The 17,417-nt window shown below is 68.8% G+C and carries 18 protein-coding genes; 13 read left to right on the top strand and 5 right to left on the bottom strand.

Annotation, left to right across the window (positions count from 1 at the left end):
- The first annotated feature begins 47 nt into the window (after positions 1 to 47).
- Positions 48 to 605, top strand: coding sequence for a ribosome recycling factor (gene frr / locus AB8M46_RS00625; protein WP_037342323.1), 558 nt, complete (start codon positions 48 to 50; stop codon positions 603 to 605).
- Positions 605 to 1,501 (top strand): phosphatidate cytidylyltransferase, encoded by an 897-nt coding sequence (locus AB8M46_RS00620; RefSeq protein WP_037342324.1) that lies wholly within the window; start codon positions 605 to 607, stop codon positions 1,499 to 1,501. Before frr ends, AB8M46_RS00620 begins: the two co-directional genes overlap by 1 nt.
- 11 nt (positions 1,502 to 1,512) lie before the next feature.
- Here the strand turns inward: AB8M46_RS00620 and AB8M46_RS00615 are convergent, their stop codons facing one another.
- Positions 1,513 to 2,358, bottom strand: coding sequence for a VOC family protein (locus tag AB8M46_RS00615; protein WP_394359249.1), 846 nt, complete (start codon positions 2,356 to 2,358; stop codon positions 1,513 to 1,515).
- Between the two features lie 115 nt (positions 2,359 to 2,473).
- Between AB8M46_RS00615 and AB8M46_RS00610 the strand changes: the two genes are divergently transcribed.
- Complete coding sequence (locus tag AB8M46_RS00610) at positions 2,474 to 3,313, top strand: class I SAM-dependent methyltransferase (RefSeq protein ID WP_037342326.1); 840 nt, start codon at positions 2,474 to 2,476, stop codon at positions 3,311 to 3,313.
- Here the strand turns inward: AB8M46_RS00610 and AB8M46_RS00605 are convergent.
- Positions 3,259 to 3,870 carry a PadR family transcriptional regulator gene (locus tag AB8M46_RS00605; protein WP_037342635.1) on the bottom strand — a complete coding sequence of 204 codons (612 nt, stop codon included), beginning with the start codon at positions 3,868 to 3,870 and terminating at the stop codon, positions 3,259 to 3,261. The two genes, AB8M46_RS00610 and AB8M46_RS00605, sit on opposite strands and share 55 nt — an antisense overlap.
- A 176-nt stretch (positions 3,871 to 4,046) precedes the next feature.
- Between AB8M46_RS00605 and rlmN the strand changes: the two genes are divergently transcribed.
- Together rlmN and AB8M46_RS00595 are read left to right on the top strand one after the other, a co-directional pair.
- Positions 4,047 to 5,153: a 23S rRNA (adenine(2503)-C(2))-methyltransferase RlmN gene (gene rlmN / locus AB8M46_RS00600; RefSeq protein ID WP_016336213.1), complete on the top strand. Its 1,107-nt coding sequence runs from the start codon at positions 4,047 to 4,049 to the stop codon at positions 5,151 to 5,153.
- Between the two features lie 33 nt (positions 5,154 to 5,186).
- Positions 5,187 to 5,480 (top strand): hypothetical protein, encoded by a 294-nt coding sequence (locus tag AB8M46_RS00595; protein ID WP_051972394.1) that lies wholly within the window; start codon positions 5,187 to 5,189, stop codon positions 5,478 to 5,480.
- Between the two features lie 33 nt (positions 5,481 to 5,513).
- Here the strand turns inward: AB8M46_RS00595 and AB8M46_RS00590 are convergent, their stop codons facing one another.
- Positions 5,514 to 6,089: a dihydrofolate reductase family protein gene (locus AB8M46_RS00590; RefSeq protein ID WP_394359248.1), complete on the bottom strand. Its 576-nt coding sequence runs from the start codon at positions 6,087 to 6,089 to the stop codon at positions 5,514 to 5,516.
- Between the two features lie 254 nt (positions 6,090 to 6,343).
- Here AB8M46_RS00590 and AB8M46_RS00585 point away from each other — a divergent pair, with 254 nt between their 5' ends.
- Positions 6,344 to 7,159: a DUF1206 domain-containing protein gene (locus AB8M46_RS00585; RefSeq protein ID WP_394359247.1), complete on the top strand. Its 816-nt coding sequence runs from the start codon at positions 6,344 to 6,346 to the stop codon at positions 7,157 to 7,159.
- Positions 7,160 to 7,221: 62 nt separating this feature from the next.
- On the opposite strand, the gene AB8M46_RS00580 is transcribed toward AB8M46_RS00585, so the two are convergent.
- On the bottom strand, positions 7,222 to 7,995 hold the full coding sequence (locus tag AB8M46_RS00580; protein ID WP_394359246.1) for an AraC family transcriptional regulator: 774 nt from the start codon (positions 7,993 to 7,995) through the stop codon (positions 7,222 to 7,224).
- Between the two features lie 91 nt (positions 7,996 to 8,086).
- Here AB8M46_RS00580 and AB8M46_RS00575 point away from each other — a divergent pair, with 91 nt between their 5' ends.
- From AB8M46_RS00575 to AB8M46_RS00555, 5 genes are all read left to right on the top strand, one after another.
- Positions 8,087 to 8,890 carry a sulfite exporter TauE/SafE family protein gene (locus tag AB8M46_RS00575; RefSeq protein WP_394359245.1) on the top strand — a complete coding sequence of 268 codons (804 nt, stop codon included), beginning with the start codon at positions 8,087 to 8,089 and terminating at the stop codon, positions 8,888 to 8,890.
- Positions 8,891 to 9,007: 117 nt separating this feature from the next.
- The gene (locus AB8M46_RS00570; protein WP_394359244.1) at positions 9,008 to 10,993 is read left to right on the top strand and encodes a WD40/YVTN/BNR-like repeat-containing protein; all 1,986 of its coding nucleotides are present in this window, start codon (positions 9,008 to 9,010) and stop codon (positions 10,991 to 10,993) included.
- Positions 10,994 to 11,073: 80 nt separating this feature from the next.
- Entirely contained in the window at positions 11,074 to 12,255 is a 1,182-nt protein-coding gene (locus AB8M46_RS00565; protein WP_394359243.1) for a cysteine desulfurase-like protein, read from the top strand.
- Positions 12,256 to 12,439: 184 nt separating this feature from the next.
- Positions 12,440 to 13,267 (top strand): acetylxylan esterase, encoded by an 828-nt coding sequence (locus AB8M46_RS00560; protein WP_394359242.1) that lies wholly within the window; start codon positions 12,440 to 12,442, stop codon positions 13,265 to 13,267.
- A gap of 67 nt (positions 13,268 to 13,334) precedes the next feature.
- On the top strand, positions 13,335 to 13,889 hold the full coding sequence (locus AB8M46_RS00555) for an isochorismatase family protein (RefSeq protein WP_394359241.1): 555 nt from the start codon (positions 13,335 to 13,337) through the stop codon (positions 13,887 to 13,889).
- A gap of 7 nt (positions 13,890 to 13,896) precedes the next feature.
- Here AB8M46_RS00555 and AB8M46_RS00550 read toward each other — a convergent pair whose 3' ends face one another.
- Positions 13,897 to 15,330 carry a PP2C family protein-serine/threonine phosphatase gene (locus AB8M46_RS00550; protein ID WP_394359240.1) on the bottom strand — a complete coding sequence of 478 codons (1,434 nt, stop codon included), beginning with the start codon at positions 15,328 to 15,330 and terminating at the stop codon, positions 13,897 to 13,899.
- Between the two features lie 339 nt (positions 15,331 to 15,669).
- Here AB8M46_RS00550 and AB8M46_RS00545 point away from each other — a divergent pair, with 339 nt between their 5' ends.
- Together AB8M46_RS00545 and AB8M46_RS00540 are read left to right on the top strand one after the other, a co-directional pair.
- A complete protein-coding gene (locus AB8M46_RS00545) occupies positions 15,670 to 16,494 on the top strand; it encodes a GAF and ANTAR domain-containing protein (RefSeq protein WP_063777627.1) in 825 nt (274 codons plus the stop codon).
- Positions 16,495 to 16,522: 28 nt separating this feature from the next.
- On the top strand, positions 16,523 to 17,386 hold the full coding sequence (locus tag AB8M46_RS00540; protein WP_394359239.1) for an alpha/beta fold hydrolase: 864 nt from the start codon (positions 16,523 to 16,525) through the stop codon (positions 17,384 to 17,386).
- Positions 17,387 to 17,417: the final 31 nt, after the last annotated feature.

The following is a 17,417-nucleotide window of genomic DNA, read 5'->3' as shown; positions in this document are numbered from 1 at the left end:
GCTCTGATCTCCGTAATCGGTACGCATACACAACAACGGGAGTTGCCGTGATCGACGAGACCCTCCTCGACGCCGAGGAGAAGATGGAAAAAGCGGTGTCCGTCGCCAAGGAGGACCTGTCGTCGGTACGCACCGGCCGGGCCCATCCGGGGATGTTCTCGCGCGTTGTCGTCGACTACTACGGCGCGCCGACCCCGCTGAACCAGCTGGCGGGCGTCAACATCCCCGAAGCCCGGATGGCGTTGATCAAGCCTTACGACCAGAGCTCGCTCAACGCCATCGAGAAGGCGATCCGCGAGTCGGACCTCGGCGTCAACCCGAGCAACGACGGCAACGTGATCCGCATCGTCATCCCGCAGCTCACCGAAGAGCGCCGCAAGGAGATGGTGAAGGTCGCCAAGTCCAAGGGCGAGGACGCCCGCGTCTCGATCCGCAGCGTCCGCCGCAAGGCCAAGGAAGAACTCGACCGGATCAAGAAGGACGGCGAGGCGGGCGAGGACGAGGTCGTCCACGCCGAGAAGGAACTCCAGAACCTCACCGACACCTACACCCACAAGGTGGACGAGCTGGTGAAACACAAGGAAGCCGAGCTACTCGAGGTCTGATGAGCCAGGTGAGCGAGGAACGCGAGGATCGGGTGGAGAACCCGGAACCGGTTCCGGCGGAGAAGCCGGAACCGGCGCAAAAGGTTTCCCGCGCCGGCCGTAACCTGCCCGCCGCGATCGGGGTGGGGCTGCTGCTGGGCGCGGCGATCGTCACGTCCCTGCTCACCGTGCGCTTTCTGTTCATCGGCATCATCGCGATCGCCATCGCGGTCGGCACGATCGAGCTGGCCGGGGCACTGAAGCGCGCGGCGGGTATCCGGATCGCACTGGTCCCGGTGCTCGTCGGCGGTCAGGCGATGATCTGGCTGGCCTGGCCGTATGGCCGCGAAGGCGCGTTGACGGCGTTCGTGCTGACGGTGCTCGTCTGCCTGCTGTGGCGGTTGCCCGGCGGCGCGGACGGGTATCTGCGCGACATCAGCGCGTCGGTTTTCGCCGCCGCGTACATCCCGCTTTTCGGTGCCTTCGCCGCCATGCTCGTCCCGCCGGAGGACGGCGTCGGCCGGGTGCTGGCGTTCATGATCGGCGTGGTCGCCTCGGACACCGGTGGCTATATCGCCGGTGTGCTGGGCGGTAAACACCCGATGGCGCCCACGATCAGCCCGAAGAAGACCTGGGAAGGTTTCGCCGGTTCCCTCGTGGCCGGTGTCGTCGCCGGGGCGCTGACCCTGAGCCTCCTGCTCGATGGCCACGCCTGGCAGGGTGTGCTGTTCGGCGCGGCGATCGTCTGCACGGCGACACTGGGCGATCTCGTCGAGTCGCTGATCAAACGCGATCTCGGCGTCAAGGACATGGGGAACATGCTGCCGGGACACGGCGGCTTGATGGACCGGCTCGACTCCTTGCTTCCTTCGGCCGTCGTCTCCTGGCTGCTGCTTTCGGCGTTCGTCCCCGTTTAGCCTCGGCCCGCTCAGTCGTCGTAGGGATCGTCGACTTCGGCGGTGCCCCAGCCTTCGACGGCCCGGGAGTGGTCGATCACGGCGAAGACCGAACCGTCCGGGTCGGCGAGGATCGCCATCCGGCCGTACGGGGTGTCGTAGGGCTGGACCACGACGGCACCGCCGAGCATCAACGCCTGTCCGGCCGCGGCGTCCGCGCCCCGAGCCGGATCGAGGGCGAGGTAGACCATCCAGTGCGGGGGAGTGTCCGGCCGGTATTCCGAGCCCATGACGTACCGGTACAGCACCGGTTCGTGCTCGATGAGCCATTCGGCGTAGTCGAGCGAAGCGCCGTCGCCGATCTGGTGGCTGGTGTAGTTGAAGAGGCGGCAGTAGAAGTGGTCCGCCGCCGCGCCGTCGTGGGTGTTAAGATCCGCGCCGCTGAAGGTGTTCGGCACCCCGGTCGCGAACTCCCAGGTGGCGGGCGGCTCCCAGAAGACAACGTGCGCGCCGCACGCGTCGATGGCGTGGACGATGCTGCCGCGATGGGGGATCGCCATCGGTCCGAGCGTGACCCGGCCACCGAGACTGTCCACCCATTCGGCGGCGGCGGCCGCCTGGGGCACCGAGATGTGGACGCTCCAGCCGGACGGCCCCTCCGCGCCCGCGCGGTACAGACCACCGGCCGGGACACCGTTCAGCGTCGCGATCGAGTACCGGCCGGTCGGCGTCGCCGGATCACGCTGAACGATGAACTCCCAGTCGAAAAGCCCGCTGTAGAAGGCTTGTGCGGCCGCTTCGTCTCTGCACGCGAGCTCGATCCAGCAGGGGATTCCCGAAGGTATGACGGAAGTGTGGGCGGCCGAGCCAAGCGACATGCGGTTCTCCCTTACCGGTGGGAGTAAAGTCTAGTCGCTGACCGCATTGTTTCCCTCAAAGATTTCGGCCCGGATACCCCGGAACCCGGCCCGGTGTCCCTTCGTTGGAGCTTCCGTGCGCTGGTTTCCCCGAGCTCTCTCCTCCTCCCGCCGCGGCGGCGAGGAGGTGCTGCCGAGTCCGAACATCTGGTACTACCAAAAGGCCTACGAGGTCGAAAACCGCGCGCAGGACGTCGACGACGAGATCTGGCGTGTGCTCGCCGGGGCCCGCGACTGGTCCGGGGCGGACGTTCTGGACATCGGCTGTGGCGATGGTTTCCACCTGCCGCGCTTCGCCGCGACGGCGCGTTCGGTGGTCGGCGTCGAACCCCATGAGCCGCTCGTGCGTGACGCGCGGAACCGGGTGGAGCGGCTGGCGAACGTCGAGGTGCGGCAAGGGCGTGCGCAGCGGCTTCCCTTACCGGACGCGGCTTTCGACGTCGTCCACGCCCGCACCGCGTACTTCTTCGGCCCCGGTTGCGAACCCGGTCTTCGCGAAGCGGAGCGGGTGCTGCGCCCGGGTGGGCTGATGATGATCGTGGATCTCGATGTGACGAGTGAGCCCTACGGCCGCTGGATGCGGCTGGATCTGCCGCACTACGACCCGCCCGGGGTCGAGAAGTTCTTCGCCCGTCAGGGATTCGACTGCCGCAAGGTGATGACGCGGTGGCTGTTCGAAGACGCCGCCGCGATGGAAGCGGTGCTGAAGATCGAGTTCAGCGCACCGGTCGCGGCGAAGGCGATCGCGGAGGTCCGGCGGCTCAACGAGGTTTCGTCAGGTGCCGGGGAGAAGCAGGTGACGCTGCCGGTGGGCTATCGCGTGCATACGCGCACCAAGCCCACCGGCCTCGTCGTGCCGGATCACTCCGTGCCCTCGTCCGGGGTGGTGTCCTCGGCCTCGCCGAGAATTCCGTAGATCGTCCGGCGTGCCTCGTTGAGGACGTCGACGGTGCGGGCCTGCTGGCTTTCGCTGCCGGCGTGCATGACCTGCGCGACCGCCGCGGCCAGGGTCGCGCCCGCCTTGCGCAGGTTCACCTCGACCGGGTCGACGTCGTGGGCGATCTGCTCCCACGGCGGGACGGCGTCCTGCTGCTCGGCCGCGGTACGGCCGGATTCGGTGAGTTCGAACAGCTTCTTGCCGTTCTCGTCCTTGCTGATCACCAGGCCTTCGTCGGCCAGCATCTGCAGGGTCGGGTAGACCGAGCCGGGGCTCGGCTTCCAGAAGCCGCCGCTGCGTTCGCCGATCTCGCGGATGATCTCGTAGCCGTGCCTCGGCTGCTCGGAAAGCAGCGCGAGGATCGCGGCGCGGACGTCACCGCGTTTGCCGCGCCGCCCACCGGGGCCGCCGCGACGGCCGTGCCGATGCCGGTGGCCCGGTCCGCCGGGGCCCGGCGGGAAGTCGCCGAAGCCGCCGCGAGCCCAGGGCCCGAAGGCGGGTCGGCCGTGTTCTGGAGGGAAAGGTCGTCGTCGCATGATGTGAATCCTCTCTTCGTAATGTTCCGACTCGTTCACGATATATCGGAAACAGTCGTACGACAACCCTGATCGTGTGAGTTGGGTCTCAGAGGCTTGTGGCGCCGTGATCTGGGAAACAGTGATCCAGGGCGGCCCGGGTGTGCGAAAGGTGGACATGGGACACTGGGTGAGCTATGACTGCCCTCCCTCTCGTCTTCGACGCGCCCAAGCGCGGCCTCCCGCCGCGCCACCTCGCCGATCTCACCGCCGCCGAGCGGGCCGCGGCCGTCGCCGAGCTGGGTGAGAAGCCGTTCCGCGCGAAACAGCTTTCGAACCACTACTTCTCGCGGCTCACGGTGAACCCGGAGGAGATGACCGACATCCCGGCGGCGTCGCGGGAGAAGCTCGTCGGCGATCTGATGCCGACGCTGCTCACCGAGATCAAGGCGCTCGCCTGTGACGACGGGACCACCCGTAAGACCTTGTGGCGCGCGCACGACGGGACGCTGCTGGAGAGCGTGCTGATGCGCTACCCGGACCGCGCGACCCTGTGCATTTCGAGCCAGGCGGGCTGCGGCATGGCGTGCCCCTTCTGCGCGACCGGCCAGGGCGGTCTCGACCGGAACCTGTCGACCGCGGAGATCGTCGACCAGGTCCGCTCCGCCGCCGCCGTGATGCGGGACGGGCTGATGCCCGGCGGTCCCGGCCGTTTGTCGAACATCGTCTTCATGGGGATGGGCGAGCCGCTCGCGAACTACAAGCGGGTGGTGGCGGCGGTCCGGCGGATCACCGATCCTTCGCCGGAGGGTCTCGGGATCGGTCAGCGTTCGGTGACCGTGTCGACGGTGGGTCTCGCGCCGGCGATCCGGAAGCTGGCGGACGAGAAGATGCAGGTGCGCCTGGCGGTTTCGCTGCACACGCCGGACGACGAACTGCGGGACACGCTGGTGCCGGTGAACGAGCGCTGGTCGGTGGACGAGGTCCTGTCCGCGGCCCGGTACTACGCGGACACTTCCGGCCGCCGCGTGTCGATCGAGTACGCGCTGATCCGGGACGTCAACGACCAGCCTTGGCGTGCCGAACTGCTGGCGAAGCGGCTTCGCCAGCACCTGGGCCAGTTGGTGCACGTGAACGTGATCCCGCTGAACCCGACGCCGGGAAGCAAGTGGGACGCCTCGCCGAAGCCGGTGGAGCGGGAGTTCGTCCGGCTGGTGAACGCGGGCGGTGTGGCGTGCACGGTACGTGACACGCGTGGTCAGGAGATCGCGGCGGCGTGCGGTCAGCTCGCCGCCGAGAACTGAGTTCTTCCTTTCAGTGATGGAGATTTTGTCGTGATGTATGCCCCCAGCCTGTTGGATCCGGCTGCGGAGGAGCTGAAGCTCGCGGACGTGCTCGGCCATGGCGCGACCGGTGTCGCGCGCGAGGCCAGGACGTTGCTCGGTGAGCGATTCAGCTCGGTGACCTTCATGTACGTCCTGATGCGGGCGTTCGAGGTGGAGTACACGGCGGCGCGGGACGCTTCGCGCTGGCACGAGTTCCACGGCGGACCGTACGCGCTGTCGGACGCCGACCTCGAAGCCCTGCTGGCGCCCTGGCTCGGGGCACCGGCCGCGTCGATCACCGCGTAGGCGGGAATCGACGCGACCGTCCTTTGTGGATGGTCAGTGTGGAGTCGGCCGGTAGACGAGCTCCTGGATACGGCCGTCGAACGTCCGGCTCTCGAGCAGTTCCAGGTCGAAGTCGGCCGCACCGCGGAAGATCGAGTCCGCCCCGGTTTTCCCGGTGATCACCGGGAAAACCGTCACCTGCACGCGATCGACCAGACCGGCGGCCATCAGCGCCCGGTTCATCGACAGGCTGCCGTGCGAGCGCAGCGGCACTTCGGACTCCTCCTTGAGCCGGGCGACGACGTCGACCGCGTCCCCGCTCACGACGGTCGCGTCCGGCCAGTCGAGCGGCTCCCGCAGCGTGGTCGAGACGACCGTCGCCGGCAGGTGCTTGAGCCGGGAGACCCAGGGATCCAGCGCCTCGAAGTCCGGGACCTCCGCGTTGAGCATCTCCATGTTCGCCCGGAACGTGGTGGCGCCGAAGACCATCCGCTGCTCCTCGGAGTACAGGGCGAGGCGGTGTTCGAGGAATTCGGGGCCCTGCTTGCCCCAGTAACCGCCCCAATCGCCGGTGTGGGCGCCGTAGCCGTCGAGGCTGGAAAAGACGTCGAACGTGTAGGTCGCGGTCATGATGCTCCTTCGGTGAGTTCGTCTCTCACCCTGGCTACGAACGCGGGCGGCGCGGATAGACATCGTCGGCGGAGAAATCTTCGCGAGAGGGTGGCGAGACCATCCTCGGCTCGCTGTACGTCGACGAAGGCGACCCCGACCCGGCCGACGGCTGTCCGCTTAGTCTCCTTCGCGCTGGGCCAGACGGACCAGTCGCACGGCGGTCTTCACCCTCGGCGGCGACACTCGGTGGAGACTCTGAGGAGGTGGGCCGGATGTCCACGACCAAGGCGAGACAGGTGCGCCACAACAAGGCCGTCCAGGTGCTCGGACGGATCGGCATGGGCTGCTACGGACTGGTGTATCTGCTCATCGGGTACCTGGCGGTGCGTGTCGCCGTCGGCGGTGGCGGCCAGGAGGCCGACGGACGCGGCGCGATCACCGAAGTCGGCTCGACCCCGGCGGGCGGGGTGCTGTTGTGGGTACTGGCGGTGGGACTGGTGGCCTACGGCCTGTGGCAGGGGTTGCTGGCCGCGGTCGGCTACACGTGGATCGACAAGCAGCGCACTCGCACCGTCAAGCGGGTGACGTCCGGAGTGCGCTGCCTGGTGGGGATTTCGCTGGGCGTGTACGCGGCCAAGGTCGCCTTGGGGGCGGGGGAACAGGGCAGTGGCGACCAGAAGCAGCAGGAGTTCACCGCGTGGCTGCTCGGATTGCCCGCCGGTCCGTTCCTGGTGACCGTGGTGGCCGTCATCGTGTTCGGCGTCGCGGTGGGTTCGGTGGTGAAGGGGATACGCCGGACCTTCGAACAGGACCTCGACCTCGCGAAGCTCCCGTCGGGGACCCGGCGATGGGTGGAGCGGCTGGGCAGGATCGGTTACGTGGCAAGGGGTGTCGTGTTCGGTGTGGTCGCCGTACTGATCGGATACGCGGCGCTGACGCATGATCCGTCCCGTTCCGGCGGGCTCGACGCCGCCCTGCGGACCTTGGCCGCCCAGCCGTTCGGCACCGTGCTGCTCATCGTGGTGGCGGTCGGGGTCGCGGCCTTCGGTGTGTACTGCGTCGGGGCGGCGCGGGCGCAGCGTGGATGAGCCGTCAGGCGAACTGGATTCCGCCGTCGATCATCACCGACTGACCGGTTGAGACACCGCGTTCAAAGCGCGGACGCGGCGCGGTAATCCCTCGGCGAGGTGCCGAGAAGCCGGGTGAACATCGTCGAGAACGCGGCGGGGCTCTCGTAGCCGAGCGAAGCGGCGATCGCGGCGATGGGCAGGCCGTCCGACAGCAGTGACAGGGAATGCAGGACGCAGGCACGCTGCCGCCAGCGGGCGAAACCCATCCCGGTCTCCGCGGTGAAGAGCCGGTTCAGCGTCCGTTCGCTCACGTGCAGCCGGTTCGCCCATTCGCTCGCGGGATCGTGGATGTCCGGAGCGTCCAAAAAGGACTCACACTGGGCTCGCAGCCGTTCGTGTCTCGGCAGCGGGAGGTCGAGCCGGACCGGGGCGGACCGGCGGATCTCGTGCAGGGTCAGGCCGATGACCGCGGCGTCCCGGCCGCGGGCGGTGTACAGCTCCGGCACGCCGACGGCCTCGTTCAGGAGTTCCCTGAGCAGCGCGGACACCTCGACGACCTGGCAGCGACGCGGGAACCACGGCACCGCCTTCGGCTCGATGTACAGGCTCCGGGTGCTCACGGTCGTCGTGAACACCTGATGGACGGTCTCCGGCGGGACGAGCACCGCGCGCCGGGTCGGGATAGTCCACGTGCCGTCGGCCGTCTCGACCCGCATCGACCCGGTCGCGCTGTAGAGGAACTGCGCCCGCCGGTGCCGATGCGGGAGGATCCGGTGCCCTGGTGGGTAATCGGTGCGGATCGCCACCACCGGGCGGTCGAGATGGTCGACCTCGTCGATGGGGACGTCACGCACCTCACCAAGGCTACGCTGGGTGTCCGATCCGCGAAAGAAACTGTCGCCCTTTCGAATGCCCGCCGTGCTGGGGCGGCCTACCGTCGAGGGAGTGCTGATCAAGATTTCGGTGCTCCTCGGGTTCGGTTGCCTGAGCGGCGTCACCACCGTCCTTTTCGGATTCGGCGGCGGGTTCATCACCGTGCCCGTCGTCTACGCCTTCGCACTCGCGGATCCGGAGCACGCACAGGACGCGATGCACGTGGCGGTGGCCACGTCGACCGCGGTGATGGTGGTCAACGCCGGGAGCGCGACCCTCGCCCAGCTGGGGACGGGCCGGCTTCGCCGCGACTACCTGTGGCCGCTCGTCGCCTTCATCGGTTTGGGTGCCGTCCTCGGCTCCTTCGCCGCCACCGTGGCCGACGAAAGTGTCCTGCGTTGGCTCTTCGTCGCCTACCTCGCGCTGACCATCGCCGACAGCGTCGCCCGGAAGGGTTTCGTGAGCAGGAGTGAGGACGACGGGCCACGTGCGCTCGGCGGCGTCACCACCATCGCGGGCGGGACCGGGATCGGTGCCGTGGCGAGCTTTCTCGGCGTCGGGGGCAGTGTCCTCACCGTGCCGCTCATGCGGCGCAAGGGCCTGCCGATGGCCGACGCGACCGCGCTCGCGAACCCGCTGAGCCTGCCCGTGGCGGTGATCGGCACGGCCGTTTACGCCTTCGCGGCGACGGGCACGTCCTCTGGCGGTGCTCACGTCGGCTACGTCGACCTGGTGGCCGCGGGCGCGCTGCTGTGCGGATCGCTCCCGACCATCGCCGTGACGCGCCGGGTGGTCGGCCGGATCCCGGACCGCGCGCACGCGATCGCGTACCTCGCCCTGCTCGGCGCCGCGCTGATCGCGGTAGTGATCGGATGAGTCCATGCCTTGTCAAGTCCTTGACAAGGCATGAGAGGCATGGCAAGGGGTTATCGCCAGGCAAAGATCCGACGAATCCTCTATCTCTTTTTCGGATCTTGCGCCAAGATCTCCCGCATGAAACTGAGATCGATCACCAAACGCATGTTCGTTCTCGGGCTGCTGACGGTTCTCGGCACCACCGGGGCGACGTCGGTGGCCACCGCCGAACCCCAGGCCCCGCCCTCGGACGTCAACGCGACCGGGAAGCCGCGCGGCGGCTGGGAACCGGTCGGCCCGAACAGCGTCGGCGGGATGCTCGCCGTTTCGCCCGCCGGCCTCGCGATGATGCAGCCGAGCCCGCCCGCGCTGTGGCTCTCCGGCGATCGCGGCGCTTCCTGGAGTGTGCGCCGCGGTCTGCCGCAGGACACCGCCATCCAGGGCTTCTTCGTCGATCCGGCGAACCCGGACCGGATGCTCGCGGTGGGCAACAAACCGGCGGGTTTCCTCGGCGAATGGCGCGGCATGCTGGTGCGGACCACCGACCGCGGCCAGACCTGGGAAACCCTGCGCGAGTGGTACCCCGACGGCGCGTTCGGGATGGCCACGGACCCGACCGGCCGGGTCGTCGTGGTGCAGAACATGGATTCGCTGAGCGTCAGCACCGATGGTGGCGAGCACTGGAACGACGTGCCGAGGACCTGGCCGCGTGAGGGCAACGCCTCGCCGGTCGGTGCGCTCAAGCTCACGTTGGTCGGCGACGACGCCTACCTCACGACGGTCTACCCCGAGTACGCCCTTTGGGTGGTCCGCGGGGTCAGCGGCAAGGAGCCGCAGGCCGAACTCGTCTACCGCACCAACGGCGAGATCAACCAGGTCGCCTCGGACGGCAAGCGATTCGTGGTCACGGTCGGCCCCGAACTCCACGGCTCGACCGACGGCGGCAAGACCTGGACGGTGCTGCGCCGCGATCCCGGCGAGCAGACCCTGCGCGAACCGCGTTTCCTCGGCGGACGGCTGTACGTGTCGACGTATAACGACATAGACGTCAGCGCGGACTTCGGCCGCACCTGGTCCCGCAAACCGGTGCCCGCGCTGGGCGAAGGCGTCAGCGACATGATCGATCTCCCCGCCGGACCGGGTAAACCCGCCACCACGCTGATCTCCTCGCTCTATCGAGGCGTGTACGCGGACGAGGGCAGGCGGGGCTACCAGCAGATCGGCGTCCCCGGTGAATCCATCCGCGACCTCGTGACCACCGGGAACCTGGTGCGCGAGAGCGTCGTCGCGGCGGGCGTGCAGGAGATCTACAACACGCCGCTCCCGCGCGGCAAGGTGGCCGCGGCGGATCGGGTCTGGCAGTCGCACCCGGCCGACCGGCTGCACGAGGACGCGCGGCTGTCCGTCTCGCCGGGCCGTCCGGACGTCGTCTGGCAGGTCACCCGGAACGGGTTCTCGCTCGACGTGCTCCGCAGCGGCGACGGCGGACGCACCTGGGAATTCGCGGCGAAGGCGAAGGAAGGCCTCCCCAGGACGATCTTCGCCCACCCGGCCGACCCGAACCGGGTGCTCGTCTCGGCCTTCGCTCCCAGCGGCTACGTGCTCTACCGCAGCAACGATGCGGGGAAGACCTGGGAGAAGCTCGCGACCGACAACGGCTTCATCGCGTTCGCCGGTGACCCGTGGAACCCGGACCGGGTCTGGGGCGGCGACTCCGACGGCCTGTCCCGCTCGGACGACGGCGGCAAGACCTGGACCCACGTGACCAGCCAGCCGGTCAGTTCGATCTCGGTCAGCCGATGGGGTGGCGGCCGCGTGCTCATCGGCGGCGCGGGCATCCACCTGAGTGAGGACGGCGGCAAGACGTTCCGCCGGGTCTTCGACGGCGAGGACCCCCGTGAGATCAGCCGGATCCTGCCGCATCCGTTCGACTTCCGGGTGTGGTTCGCGAGCAACACGGCCGGCGGCGGCGTGCTGCGCAGCACGGACTTCGGCCGCACCTGGTCGCCCGTGCCCGGAGCGCTGCCCGATTCCAGGGTGCTTTCCCTGGCGGTCAGCGCGGACGGCCGGTATCTGTTCGCCGGCACCGCGCAGTCCGGCGCGTACCGGTTGACGTTGTACTGAGTCCGAGACGCTTCGTGGCCGGAGGAAGTTCCGGCCACGAAGCGTTTACGCGTGCCTCATCGGATGTCAGAGTCGGGGACATGGCCATCGATGTCGCCGCCCTCCGGCTCCACTTCCCTTCCCTCGCCGACGGAACCGCCTTCTTCGACGGACCTGCGGGTACTCAGACACCCCAGCCCGTCGCCGACGCCATCGCCGGGACGCTGACCGGTCCGTTGTCGAACCGGGGCAAGGTCAGCCCGTCCGAACTCAACGCGGAGAACGCCGTCTCGGACTTCCGCGACGCCTACGCGGACTTCCTCGGCGTGCCAGCCGAAGGCGTCGTCCACGGCCGCAGCGCCACCCAGCTGACGTACGACTTTTCCCGGCACCTGGCCAAAAGCTGGCGCGAGGGCGACGAGATCGTCGTCAGCCGTCTCGATCACGACGCCAACGTCCGGCCGTGGGTCCAGGCCGCCGAACGCGCCGGGATGACCGTCCGCCGGCTCGACATCGACCCCGAAACCACGGAACTCGACCTCGATTCCCTCGTGCTCACCGAACGGACGAGGCTGGTCGCGGTCACGGCGGCCTCGAACGTCCTCGGCACCAAGCCGCCGATCCGCCGGATCGTCGATCTCGCCCACGACGCCGGGGCGCTGGTGTTCGTGGACGGAGTGCACTACGCCGCCCACGAACTGGTGGACGTGCCGGCGCTCGGAGCGGATTTCTTCGTCTGCTCGCCGTACAAGTTCCTCGGCCCGCACTGCGGCGTGCTCGGCGCGTCGCCCGCCCTGCTCGAAACCGTCGAGCCGGACAAGCTCCTGCCGTCGCCCGACACCGTGCCCGAACGGTTCGAATTCGGCACGCTGCCCTACGAGATGCTCGCGGGCGCCACGGCGGCGGTGGACTTCCTCGCCGCGCTGGACCCCGGAGCGGGCGGATCACGGCGAGAACGGCTCACGAACTCGATGAACTCGTTGCACGAGCACGAAAGCACGTTGCGCGCCAGGCTGGAGGAAGGACTGGGCGACGCCGTCACCGTCCACTGCAAGGCGGCGGACCGGACCCCGACCGTGCTGATGAGCCTCGGTGGCCGCGAGCGCGAGGCGCAACTGCATCTCGCCGAAAGGAACGTCGTCGCGCCGGCGGGATCCTTCTACGCCTACGAAGTCTTCGCGGCCTTGAAGCTGGAGGATCCGGCGCTCCGGGTCGGGCTGGCGCCGTATACGAGCATCGACGACGTCGACAGGTTGCTGGACGGGCTTTCGACGTTCGGGTGAAGACGGGTCGTGAGTGTTTTGAGTGGTTGGCAGCTCGTCGGCTGACCCTGGAGTTGGGGCCGATCACAAGCCTCGTCCGCCCGACCTTGTGATCGGCCCCATGGACGTACGGTGACCGGACCGACACCCTGGGAAGGAACGCCGTGGGCATCGGGGCCCTGGCGAAACGGGACGGGTGGCCACCATGGGCAGACTTCGCGCACGGACATTGATCGCCGGGATGGTCGCGCTCGCCACCGTCGGTCTCGCACCCGCAGCGACGGCCGCGACCGGCATCGACACCCGATGGAGCGAACCAGGCCCCTACGCGGTGACCGTCGAAGCCCTCGACAGTGCGCACACCGTGTACCGGCCTTCGCGGCTGGAGAGGCATCCGGTCATCCTGTGGGGCAACGGGACCGGTGCGAACCCGAAGACCTATGACGGCCTGTTGCGGCATCTGGCCTCCCACGGTTTCGTCGTCGCGGCGGCCGACACCCCGAACGCGGGTTCGGGACAGGAGATGCTGGCCGGTGCCACGACCTTGATCGCCGAGAATTCCCGTCCCGGCAGCCGCTACGAGGGGAAGATCGACACCGCGCACATCGGCGCCACCGGCCATTCGCAAGGCGGCGGGGGAGCGATCGCCGCCGGCGCCGACGCGCGCGTCACCACGACGATCCCGATCGAGCCTGGACCGCAGGGTTCCGCCACGGCACTTAAAGGCCCTTCGTTCTTCCTCGGCGGCCAGTTCGACACCATCGTCATCCCCGGGCTGCTGGTCATCCCGCGCTACCGCCTCGCGGATCAGGTCCCCGCGATCTACGGCGAACTCCGCGGCGCGACCCATTTCACGCCCGTCGGCGACGGAGGCGGGTTCCGCGGCGCCATCACGGCGTGGTTCCGGTTCTGGCTTTCCGGCGACGAGCGGGCCCGCGCGGAGTTCTTCGGCCCGTCCTGCGGGTTGTGCCGGGACGGCGCGTGGTCCGATGTCCGGCGCAACACGAAGGCGCTGGCCGTTCCGGGAGCTTGATCGCCGTTCCTGTCGGTGGTCCGGGCTAGGGTCTGCCCCAGCAGCCTGACCTGGAGGGATACCTGACATGACCACTCTCGACAACCGGCCGAACACCGCGCTCCTCGTCGTCGACGTCCAGAACGCCGTCGTCGACGAGGGTTACGAGCGCGACGCCGTGGTCGCGAAGATCGGCGGTCTCGTCGGCAGGGCACGGCGGGAAGGCGTCCCGGTCGTGTGGGTGCAGCACTCCGACGACGGGCTCGTGCGGGGCAGCGAGGAATGGCGCATCGTCGGCGAACTGGACCAGGAGGAAACCGAGCCGGTCGTCGAGAAGTCCTATGGGGACTCGTTCGAGGACACCGACCTGGAGAAGGTGCTGGCCGAACGCGGGGTCGGACGGCTGGTGGTGGTCGGGGCCGAGACCGACGCCTGCATCCGTTCGACGCTGCACGGCGCCATCGTCCGCGGGTACGACGCGACGCTGGTCGGCGACGCGCACACGACCGTGGACAAGACCGAGTGGGGCGGCATCGCGCCGGAACTGGTCATCGCGCACACGAACCTGTACTGGCGGTATCAGGCCGCGCCGGGCCGAAAGGGAGGGACGGTGATGAGCGAAGACGTCGATTTCAACGGCTGAGCCGGCTTCACGGCGTTTTCGGCCAGTGAGCGAGTAGCAGGCCGGCGTCAGCGGCGAAAGCGTTGTGGCAGTGGGACTTCGCCGCCTGCAGCACACGGCGGGCGATCTCGGGCGGTACGTATCCGGCATTGGTTTCCAGGCTTCCGGCGAGTGAGAACCGTGCGCCGTCGGCGGAACGCGCCTCCGAGAGGCCTTCGGTGTGCAGGACGAGGAGATCTCCAGGCTGGAGACGGGCGGTCGAGATCCGGCCCGGCGTCCCGGCGCCGAACGGCGATCGCGGCGCACTGTCCACTGTGGCCGGTCCGGGTCCGCTGCCGAGCACGAGCGGTGCTTCCCCACCCGCTTCGAGGTGGCGCAGATCCCCGTGGGCGAGGTCCACTTCGGCCAGGGTCCCGCGAACCGACGCTCCGGTGCCGAACTGCGCCGAAAGCGCTTTGTCGACAGCGCTCTCCTGGCCGTGCAGTCCTTGACCCTCGCGGCGGGCGGACCGGTAGGCCGCGAGTGCCGCCGACACCGCCAGGCCCGAGGACTCGGACTCGCGGCCCGCGTCGAAGATGGCCAGCCATGCCGTCGTTTCGGAGAGGGCGTAGTCGAAAGTGACGCCGCGAACGTCGTAGGCGGGCTCGACTCCGCCTGCCACCACGACGTCGCGCGTCGCCGCCGTCAACGGGGGCAGGTGCTGCCAGAGCAGTTCGGCCATGGGGTCGCGGCGTCGTCGGCGGCGTGTCATGTCGAGGCCGTCGCCGTAGCGCATCGCCGCGGCGATGAGGTGGCCGGACAGTGAGGCGAGCCAATGGCACTGGGTGCGCAGTGAGGGGTCGTTGAGGTCGGTGTTCGGGCCGGCTTCGACCTCGAGCACGCCTACGCGCTCGTCGCCGTCCAGCAGCGTGGTCCACAAGCGCGGTCCGGCGGAGTCTTCGGCCAGCATGGTGCCCGCCTGCCGATACGCCTGACCGGCGGGGCTGGTGTCGATCGCCAGCGGTACCCGGCCGGGCGACCGCTCGGGAAACGGGATGAGCCGGTGCTGGTCGTAGTCGGCGAGGTAGACGGCTATCCGGAGGTCCAGCGCGCGCCCCGCCGCCGCGATGACGTCGGGCAGGCGCTCCGGGGCGACCCGGTGGGCGCCGTCGAGAAGTCCCACCAGCGCGGCCAGGGGGCCGCGGGGGCGGGTGTCCTCACTGGGTTCGCGGCTGTACGGCGCCCGTCTCGCGCCGGAGATCTCGTCGAGGCGCTCGTTGACCGCGTGGGCCACCATGTCCCGTTGGATCCGGGGCAAGGGGAGCAGTCCCTGCAGGAACGCCTCCAGTTCGACTTCGCTGACGTCACCGCCGAGCGCGAAGTACCTCAGCCACAGCTGCTCCATCGTGAGCCCGGTGCGCGCGAAGCAGGCAGCGACGATCCGTCGCTGCTCCTCGGCCTGGAGCGAGGACAGAGTGACCACCCCCGGGGATCTCGGCGATACGGCGCCTGGGTACCAACCACGGCGCCGGCTGAAACATGGCGGAGAGGAGGTCGCGTTACGCCAGGTGGCCGAGCGGTTCGTCGACCGCGTGCCGGGCAGAGACGATCCGGGACGGGCCGAACGTGGGTCGCGGTAGGCGGGGTGATCGCATTCGGCTAAGGTCGGCTTCCGAAAGCGGTTCTGAGCGTTGAGAAGTTAGCGCCGATCCGCCGGTAACCGGGTTGGTTGCGGCGGTTGATGGTGCGCGCTCGGCGCCGGTTCCCGCCGGTGGCTCCCGTGGTGCATCACGCCGATGTGCAGAAGTGGGAGAGGCGGGCTTTGGACGATGAAATCGACTGGCAGCGGGACAAGAACCGATTCGTCGAGGATGTCGGCGACGGCGAACTGCCGGTGACCTCTGAAAACGGCGCCCGGCTCCTCGCCGGGCCACTGGTCAACCAGTTCGTCTCCCTGACCAGGGCGTTGCTGGATTCCGGTTCGATCGCGGCGGTACTCGAACGGGTGGTCTTCGCGACACGTGATCTGGTCCCGGGTGCGGATCTGGTCAGCGTCACCCTCCTCGATCCCGACGGCGGGTTCCACACGCCGATGGGGACCGACGAGATCGCCGGCGAACTGGACCAGTTGCAGTATCAGTACGGCGAGGGTGCCTGTGTCGAAGCGGCGCGGGTTTCGGGACCGGCGGCCGCCTTCAGCGACAACCTCGCGGAAGACGCCCGATGGCCGCGTTTCGGCCCGGCCGCCGCGGCGCTCGGGTTCCACTCGCTGGTGTCGACGGCCTTGTTGCCGGAAGCGTCGAGTTCGCAGGTGTCGGGTGCGTTGAACGTCTACTCGCGCCGTCCGCACGGCATCGCCAGGGCCGACCGCGACGTGCTGCTGCTTCTGGCGACGCACGCGTCGCTGGCTTTGGCGACGACGCACGCCGTCACGCGCGGGCAGCTCCAGGAGGAGCAGCTCCAGCAGGCGCTGGACAGCAGGGACGCGATCGGGCAGGCCAAGGGCATCCTCATGGCACGGCGCGGGATCGACGCCGCGGAGGCGTTCGAGGTGCTGCGGCATACGTCGCAGAACATGAACGTCAAACTCCGGGAACTGGCGGAGATGCTGTCCAAACGGCATACGGAACTGCAATTGCCCGACTGAGCGGACGGCCGCCACTACGATCGCGATCATGGGTTTCGGCGAGCTGGAGTTGTCGCGGACGTTCGAGTGGCGGGGCCGTTCGGTGGCGTGGGAGCGTCTCGGCGAAGGCGCCCCGGTGGTGCTGTGCCACGGAACACCGTGGTCGGCGCAACTGTGGGCGCCTTTCGCGCGAGCGCTCAGCGAGGAGTTCGCCGTCCACGTCTGGGACATGCCCGGATACGGTCGTTCGTCGAAGGAGTCCGGCCACGCCGTCGATCTCGGCACGCAGGGCGAGCTTTTCGCCGACCTGCTGACATATTGGGGGCTGACCGCCCCGCATGTGATCGCCCACGACTACGGCGGAGCCGTTTCGCTGCGTGCGAAGCTGCTGCACGGCGCGGAGTACGCCTCGCTCGCACTGGTGGACGTCGTCGCGCTGCGGCCATGGGGTTCGGAGTTCTTCCGGCTCGTCGCCGAGAACGCCGAGGTCTTCCAGGCGCAGCCCCCGACGGTGCACAGGGGTGCGCTCGAGTCCTACATCGGGACTGCCTCCCATCGTGGTCTCACCGGCGCGCAACTGGCCACGCTGACCGGACCTTGGCTGGACGAGGAAGGGCAACGCGCCTTCTACCGGCAGATCGCCGAGGCGGACGTCCGGTTCACCGACGAGATCCAGCACCGCTACCCGGAACTCGAGTTGCCGGTGAAGGTGATCTGGGGCGCGGACGACACGTGGATCCCGGTCGACCGCGCGGAACAGCTCGCCGACGCGATTCCCGGTGCCCTCCTGGACGTCATCCCCGATGCCGGGCATCTGATCCAGTACGACGCGCCGGTCGAACTGGCCTTTTCCCTGCATCGGTGGCTCACCGCGGAGGTGGGCCGGTGGGGACCAGCCGGGAGCGGACGCTGAAAGGCGCCGCCAAGATCAACATCGTCGCATT

The sequence above is a fragment of the Amycolatopsis sp. SB7-3 genome, from assembly GCF_041021335.1.
Classification (GTDB): Bacteria; Actinomycetota; Actinomycetes; order Mycobacteriales; family Pseudonocardiaceae; genus Amycolatopsis; species Amycolatopsis japonica.
The sequence above is the reverse complement of the archived record's forward strand: the minus strand, read 5'-3'. Positions and strand labels throughout refer to the sequence as shown.

Excerpts from the sequence above, each read along its gene's own strand:
- AB8M46_RS00605 (WP_037342635.1), bottom strand. The coding sequence starts at position 3,870 with ATGCGACGACGACCTTTCCCTCCAGAACACGGCCGACCCGCCTTCGGG.
- AB8M46_RS00560 (WP_394359242.1), top strand. The coding sequence starts at position 12,440 with ATGGGCAGACTTCGCGCACGGACATTGATCGCCGGGATGGTCGCGCTC.
- AB8M46_RS00585 (WP_394359247.1), top strand. The coding sequence starts at position 6,344 with ATGTCCACGACCAAGGCGAGACAGGTGCGCCACAACAAGGCCGTCCAG.
- AB8M46_RS00565 (WP_394359243.1), top strand. The coding sequence starts at position 11,074 with ATGGCCATCGATGTCGCCGCCCTCCGGCTCCACTTCCCTTCCCTCGCC.
- AB8M46_RS00620 (WP_037342324.1), top strand. The coding sequence starts at position 605 with ATGAGCCAGGTGAGCGAGGAACGCGAGGATCGGGTGGAGAACCCGGAA.
- AB8M46_RS00555 (WP_394359241.1), top strand. The coding sequence starts at position 13,335 with ATGACCACTCTCGACAACCGGCCGAACACCGCGCTCCTCGTCGTCGAC.
- AB8M46_RS00595 (WP_051972394.1), top strand. The coding sequence starts at position 5,187 with ATGTATGCCCCCAGCCTGTTGGATCCGGCTGCGGAGGAGCTGAAGCTC.
- AB8M46_RS00590 (WP_394359248.1), bottom strand. The coding sequence starts at position 6,089 with ATGACCGCGACCTACACGTTCGACGTCTTTTCCAGCCTCGACGGCTAC.
- AB8M46_RS00570 (WP_394359244.1), top strand. The coding sequence starts at position 9,008 with ATGAAACTGAGATCGATCACCAAACGCATGTTCGTTCTCGGGCTGCTG.
- AB8M46_RS00615 (WP_394359249.1), bottom strand. The coding sequence starts at position 2,358 with ATGTCGCTTGGCTCGGCCGCCCACACTTCCGTCATACCTTCGGGAATC.
- rlmN (WP_016336213.1), top strand. The coding sequence starts at position 4,047 with ATGACTGCCCTCCCTCTCGTCTTCGACGCGCCCAAGCGCGGCCTCCCG.
- AB8M46_RS00540 (WP_394359239.1), top strand. The coding sequence starts at position 16,523 with ATGGGTTTCGGCGAGCTGGAGTTGTCGCGGACGTTCGAGTGGCGGGGC.